Source organism: Romboutsia sp. 13368 (genome assembly GCF_018336475.1).
Lineage (GTDB): Bacteria > Bacillota > Clostridia > Peptostreptococcales > Peptostreptococcaceae > Romboutsia.
The window spans coordinates 2,331,435-2,336,704 of sequence record NZ_CP048741.1 but is presented as its reverse complement, the minus strand read 5'-3'; the positions used below and the strand labels follow the sequence as shown (position 1 = coordinate 2,336,704).

At 25.9% G+C, this 5,270-nt stretch carries 5 protein-coding genes and 1 pseudogene; 4 read left to right on the top strand and 2 right to left on the bottom strand.

What is annotated here, in order from left to right:
- The first annotated feature begins 77 nt into the window (after positions 1 to 77).
- Complete coding sequence (locus G3997_RS09775; RefSeq protein WP_296645579.1) at positions 78 to 1,103, top strand: YeiH family protein; 1,026 nt, start codon at positions 78 to 80, stop codon at positions 1,101 to 1,103.
- A gap of 85 nt (positions 1,104 to 1,188) precedes the next feature.
- Here G3997_RS09775 and G3997_RS09770 read toward each other — a convergent pair whose 3' ends face one another.
- Positions 1,189 to 1,842 (bottom strand): deoxynucleoside kinase, encoded by a 654-nt coding sequence (locus G3997_RS09770; RefSeq protein WP_296645578.1) that lies wholly within the window; start codon positions 1,840 to 1,842, stop codon positions 1,189 to 1,191.
- A complete protein-coding gene (locus tag G3997_RS09765; protein ID WP_296645577.1) occupies positions 1,830 to 2,498 on the bottom strand; it encodes a deoxynucleoside kinase in 669 nt (222 codons plus the stop codon). The genes G3997_RS09770 and G3997_RS09765 overlap by 13 nt, the downstream gene beginning before the upstream one ends.
- Positions 2,499 to 2,675: 177 nt before the next feature.
- Between G3997_RS09765 and G3997_RS09760 the strand changes: the two genes are divergently transcribed.
- The 3 genes and pseudogenes from G3997_RS09760 to G3997_RS11740 all read left to right on the top strand — a co-directional run.
- A complete protein-coding gene (locus tag G3997_RS09760) occupies positions 2,676 to 3,551 on the top strand; it encodes a DNA-3-methyladenine glycosylase family protein (protein WP_296645576.1) in 876 nt (291 codons plus the stop codon).
- 16 nt (positions 3,552 to 3,567) lie between these two features.
- On the top strand, positions 3,568 to 5,061 hold the full coding sequence (cls, locus tag G3997_RS09755; RefSeq protein WP_296645575.1) for a cardiolipin synthase: 1,494 nt from the start codon (positions 3,568 to 3,570) through the stop codon (positions 5,059 to 5,061).
- Positions 5,062 to 5,194: 133 nt separating this feature from the next.
- Positions 5,195 to 5,269, top strand: a pseudogene (locus G3997_RS11740) (co-chaperone GroES); the annotation flags it as partial.
- Position 5,270: the final 1 nt, after the last annotated feature.

Genomic DNA, 5,270 nt, shown 5'->3' with positions numbered 1-5,270 from the left:
TTATATTAAATTTAAAATTTATATTTATTTGATTTAGATATATAACATAATTAATATTTTAGAGGTGAGTCAGAATTATGATTAGAGACAGCAAAATATTAAATACTATTAAAGATATATTACCAGGCTTTATAGTAGCTATAATAATAGCTTTAATTAGTATGGGATTATCGAAGTTTGCACCAAGTTTAGGTGCAGGTACTATAGCAATATTTTTAGGAATGCTAGTAGGAAATTTATTTTTAGGACAAAAAGTATTTCAAAGTGGATATAAATTTTCTGAAACTAATTTGTTATCATATTCTATAGTATTACTTGGAGGAACTTTAAGTATAACAAAATTAATGCAATTAGGATTTAATGGAATATTTTTTATTATTATTCAAATGAGCGTTACAATAGTTGGAGCTATGTATATAGGTAAGAAATTAGGTTTTAGTCAAAACTTTAGAATGCTTATGGCAAGTGGAAATGCAGTATGTGGTTCATCTGCAATTGCTGCAACAGCTCCAGTTATAGATGCGAGTGATGATGATAAAGGCATAGCTATTACCGTAGTAAATATCACAGGGATATTTTTAATGTTTTTACTTCCAGTTATATGTGGATACTTATATAATCATGAAGTTGTAAAAACATCAGCTATGATAGGTGGAACACTTCAATCGGTAGGTCAAGTTGTTGCTAGTGGAGAGATGGTAAATGAACATGTTAAAGAACTAGCTACTATATTTAAAATAGTAAGAATTATATTTTTAGTAGTGGTAGTATTTGTACTTGGATATATAAAGAAAAAAAATAATAATGAAATATTAAAAGAAGAAGTATCAGATGTCAAAAATGGTAAAATAAAAATACCATGGTATGTTATAGGATTTTTTATAACATGTGCATTATTTACATTTAATATAATAACTCCAGAAGTTTCAAGTTTATTTAAAATTATAAGCAATAAACTTGAAATAATAGCATTAGGAGCCATAGGGCTTAGAGTTAATTTAAGACAATTGATAAAGCAAGGTAAGTCAATGTCATTATATGCTTTATTTATAGGTATATTACAAGTAGCTACTGCTGTGGTCTTAATATCAATACTTTTATAAKTASCTACTGCTGTGGTCTTAATATCAATACTTTTATAATTACTAAATATATGTAAAATAAAAGAAATACTAGGAATGTAATACATTACATTCCTAGTATTTCTTTTATTTTATCGCATAATAAATCTAAATGTTCTGGGTTATTTATTAAGTCAACTTCATTTATATTAACATATAAAACAGGTGATTGATCATATTCAGCAATCCACTTTTCATATCTATTATGAAGGTTCTTCCAGTATTCAATATCAACAGATTTCTCCATATCACGACCTCTAAGTTTTATTCTATGTAATATAGAATCTAAAGAGCCATCAAGATATATCATTAAGTCAGGTCTTCTTAAATAAGGAACCATATCATTAAATAAATCTCTATAAGTTATATAATCTCTTTTTGTCATTTTATTATTATCATATAGATTTCTAGCGAATATTTCTACATCTTCATATATACTTCTATCTTGTATATTATTTAATCCATTACTATCTATTTCTTTTTGTTGCTTAAATCTTTGAGCTAAGAAGTATAATTGTAAGTGGAATCCCCATTTTTCTTGATCCTTATAAAAGTCTTCTAAATATGGATTCCCATCTACTTTTTCGTAATGTGCTTCAAATCCAAGTCTCTCTGAAACTAATTTAGTTAAAGTTGATTTACCAGCACCAACATTACCGGCTACTGTTATGAATAAATCCCTATTTAAAGGCTTATTGCATTGATTTACTAATTTGAACATGTCGTATTTCCTCCCAAAGTTGAAATTGCTTCCTCTACTTTATTTATTATAAATTTTCTATCTTCTTCTTTATTTAAAAAATCTAAATCAGAATTATCTATTTCTATTATAATAGGTTCTTTACCCATAAAATTATGTTTTATAGATAGTGGATTAAAATAGTATTTATATTCCGTACTTAATCCATCAATATAGTTTCTGTCCATTTGTCTTTCGAAACTTCTATCTCTCATTGCTATTCTTTTCATAAGAACGTCTGTATTAGAATTTAAATATATTATAATATCTGGTTGAGGTAAATCATTAACAAATATATTGTATACTTGCTTATATCTATGGAATTGCATCTTATCAAGTGTTATTCCTGCAAATATAAGATTTTTTATTATATGATAATCACTTACTACTCCTTTAGATTTGCATAATATATCTTTTTCAATATCTTCTAATTGTTTAAATCTATTAAATAGAAAAAATGCTTCTGTTTGTAAAGCATATTCTTTAATATCTGTATAAAATTTTGATAAAAAAGGATTTTCCTCTACTATTTCTCTTAAAAGAGTATAACCAAAATGTTGGTTAAGTATATTAGCTAATGTAGTTTTCCCTACACCTATAGGTCCTTCAACGGCTATAAATATACCTCTATTATTCATGCAAAATCACCCTCTAAAAATAATGTCTTATGTATTTTAGCAGAAAAAAAATTAAAATACTACTCTAGACTTTTTATTTTATATATAAATTAAATTAACTTATTTAATTTATGTAAAATATGGGTAAATTAAAAATATAATAAATTTATGATAATTTACAATGAGGAGTATTAATTTATGAAAGTTTATGAAAAAGATAATACAGTTATATTAGAAGATATAAAAGATTTTGATCCAAAGCATATATTTGAATGTGGTCAATGCTTTAGATGGATTAAAGAAGATGATGAATCTTACACAGGTGTAGCAAAAGGAAGAGTAATAAATGTTTCAAAACAAGGAGATAAAGTTATTTTAAAGAATACTAATTTAGAAGACTTTAATAACATTTGGTTTGAGTATTTTGACTTAGGAACAGACTATGGAAAAATAAAAAACATACTAAAAAATATGGATGAATATTTAGAAAAAGCTACAGAATTTGGTGATGGTATAAGAATACTTAAGCAAGATGGATGGGAGATGCTTATATCTTTTATAATATCATCAAACAATAGAATACCTATGATCCAAAAAGCTATAAATAATTTATCAAGAGAATTTGGAACATATATTGGTGAATATAATGGTAAAGAATACTATGCTTTTCCAACTCCAGAACAATTAAGTAAAGCTAGCCAGGAACAAATAAGAGCATGTCAGACAGGATTTAGAGATAAATATATAAAAAGTACGACAGACAATGTTACTTTAAACAATGAGAATATATCTGAATATACTAAATTAAGTACTGAAGAATGTTTAAAGGAATTATTAAAATTTAATGGAGTTGGTCCTAAAGTTGGAGACTGTATTGCACTATTTGGAATGCAAAAATATGACACATTCCCTGTAGATGTATGGGTAAAAAGAGTTATGCAAGAATTTTATGTAGAAGAAGATATGAGTTTACCTAAAATAAGGTCATATGCTATAGATAAATTTAAAGAATTATCTGGGTTTGCACAACAATACTTATTTTACTATGCAAGGGAGCTTGGCATAGGAAGATAATAAAAGGAGACTTCTTATGAGTGTTGGAGGTATTTTGTTTTTAAGTTATATAATCATATCTTACATCGCTGGCGCACTAATATCTATGACTATAATACTTGAAAATAGAGATCCAGCTAAAACTATGACTTGGTTATTAATATTTATATTATTACCAGGTTTAGGAATTGTAATATATGCGATATTTGGTAGAAATATACGAAAGAGAAAAATGCTTAAGACTCAAAAGCTAGCAACTGATATAAAGGATAAGAATTTATTTAATAATTTAGAAGAGATAGAAGAGTTAGTAATACTAGAACAAAATTCTATAAAGAATAATACAATACTTAGTGATATTAATGATCAAGACTTTGCAAAAAGACGAGTTATAAATTTATTACTAAATACAGGAATGTTTCCATTCACAACTAATAATAATATAGAAGTTTATATTGATGGAAATCAAAAATTTGAAAAACTTCTTAAGGATATAGAAAATGCTAAAGAATATATACATTTAGAGTATTTTATCATAAAAGAAAGTGAAATAGGTAGAAAGATAAAAAATGCACTAATTGAAAAGTCAAAACAAGGTGTAAAGGTTAGAATTTTATATGATGATGTAGGATGTTGGAGATTTTGGTTTAATAGGAAGTTCTTTAATGAAATGAGAAAGTATAATATACAAATTCATCCATTTATACCAAATAGATTCCCTATATTAGGCGGAAAATTAAACTATAGAAACCACAGAAAAATAGCAGTAATAGATGGTCATATAGGTTACACAGGTGGAATAAATATAGGCGATGAGTATTTAGGTATGAATAAAAAGTTTGGTTATTGGAGAGATACTCATATAAGATTAGAAGGAACTTCGGTGTATATGCTTCAAATGATTTTCTTAACAGACTGGTATTATACAACAAAAGAGATTCTTTTAACTAAAAGATTTTTTCCTAAAATAGAACACTGTGGAAATGCTATGGTTCAAGTTGTAGCAAGTGGTCCTGATAGTGACTGGGAATCTATACATTACGCTTATTTTTCTGCTATATGTCAGGCTAAAAAAAGTATATATATAGAAACACCATATTTTATACCAGATGAGAGCTTATTAAAAGCTTTAAATAGTGCAGCTTTAAGTGGAGTAGATGTTAGAATAATATTTCCAAAAATTGCAGATCATAAAATTGTTAACACTGCATCTTATTCTTATTTTAATGACATACTGAAATCTGGAGGCAAGGTATATTTATATACTAAAGGATTTATACATTCAAAAGTTATAATAATAGATGATAAAATAACTTCTACAGGTTCTGCAAATATGGATTTAAGAAGTTTTATGTTGAATTTTGAAATAAATGCATTTATATATGATAAAAATATAATCGACATTATGACTAAGGATTTTTTAGATGATATGAAAAATAGTGAAGAGTTAAAAATAGAAGATTTTAAAAATAGAAGTACTATTAAAAAGGTGAAAGAATCAATATCTAGGCTATTTTCACCAATACTGTAAAATTTTTTAAAAACTATTGAAAATTAGATATAATTGATATACTATAATAATTATTAGCACTCTAAGTTAGAGAGTGATAAGTACTATAGTATATTTTATTTTACATATAAATATTTACTTAGGAGGTAAAAATATGAAAATAAGACCATTAGCTGATAGAATAGTTATAAAAAAACTAGAAGCTGAAGAAAAAACTGCAAGTGGTATAA